The following is a 1,406-nucleotide window of genomic DNA, read 5'->3' on the forward strand; positions in this document are numbered from 1 at the left end:
TTGTGACGACACCATTAAAGACCTTTATGGGTTTTTCTGTCCACTAAAATGTTCAACTTAAATTTTACAATCTGCCAATTTCAAAGTTGCTATTAAGTGTTGATAACCTCATCACCCATCACCAGCATAAAATTGATAATCTAAAGCGTCTCAAGCGCGCATTACTACAAAAGATGTTCGTCTAATTTAAAATCTCCCTAGCAAGATATTTGCTAAGGAGATTTTTTATGCGGAGAAAACAAATTTTGTTATATGACTACTTTGCTCAATGGATTGAGGTGTATAAGGACGGGGCAGTCCGAGAGCGCACATTAGAGAAGTACTGGCTATCATATCGGCACTTAAAACAGATTGCCCCAGAACTTAAATTAGTTGATGTATCACGACTAGAGTATCAGCAGATCTTAAATGAATTTGCCAAAACACATGAGAAAGCAACTACGATGGACTTCCACCATCAATTAAAAGCTATGCTACTTGATGCGTATGATGAAGGCTATTTAAAACGAGACCCAACCCGCAAAATTGTTGTCAAAGGTAAAACACCAACCGAGAAGAAAACTAAATATTTAAATGAGTTTGAGCTAAAATTACTGTTGCGCCACCTTGATTTATCACAGTTTCCCAGCTTTGATTGGCTCATTTTAATCATTGCCAAAACCGGCCTGCGCTTTGGTGAAGCTTTGGGACTAACCAAAAAAGACATTGGTTTAGAAGGACAAACTATTAACGTTGACAAAACTTGGGACTATAAAAATTATGCTGGTGGCTTTAAACCGACTAAAAATGCTTCATCGATTCGCAAGGTTTCGATTGACTGGAAATTAGCAATGCAACTTAACCGGGTTACTCAAGACTTCCCTGAAGATCAGCCTTTGTTTGTCCAGAAACGTGTATTTAATTCAACCATCAATAATCTTTTACAACGGTATTGTGAAGAACTTGATATTCCAGTAATCTCAGTGCACGGTTTAAGACACACTCACGCTTCTTTGCTGCTTTTTGCAGGCGTATCGATTGCTAGTGTTGCCAAGCGTTTGGGACATGCTGATATGACGACTACTCAACAAACTTATCTCCATATTATTCAGGAGTTAGAGAATAAAGACAATTCAAAAATCATGCAGCATTTAGCATCACTATAACAAAAAAGAATAACGGTTTCATGCCGCTATCCTTTTTGAATTAGACGAACATCTTTTGTAATAACCCTCGTTTAAGTTGTTTAAGATATTGGATTTTCTTGTCATGCAAAGTGATAGTTTTATCAATTAAGAATAAAGTTTTGCCAATTCTCCTTTGTTCTTCCATTGTCGGAAAATTAACAAATCCTAAATTTCAAGAATAAGTTAGCCACTGGACTCAAATAAATAATACTGACCAATTGATTATTGGTTGATGGAGCT

At 36.4% G+C, this 1,406-nt stretch carries 1 protein-coding gene; it reads left to right on the forward strand.

The features are described 5' to 3' along the window. Positions 1-227 precede the first annotated feature (227 nt). Positions 228-1,145 carry a site-specific integrase gene (locus tag QOS03_RS09100; protein WP_283576184.1) on the forward strand — a complete coding sequence of 306 codons (918 nt, stop codon included), beginning with the start codon at positions 228-230 and terminating at the stop codon, positions 1,143-1,145. Positions 1,146-1,406: the final 261 nt, after the last annotated feature.

It is taken from the genome of Limosilactobacillus pulli, from assembly GCF_947381555.1.
GTDB lineage: Bacteria > Bacillota > Bacilli > Lactobacillales > Lactobacillaceae > Limosilactobacillus > Limosilactobacillus pulli.

Coding starts and splice junctions, on each gene's coding strand:
- QOS03_RS09100 (WP_283576184.1), top strand. CDS start 228: ATGCGGAGAAAACAAATTTTGTTATATGACTACTTTGCTCAATGGATT.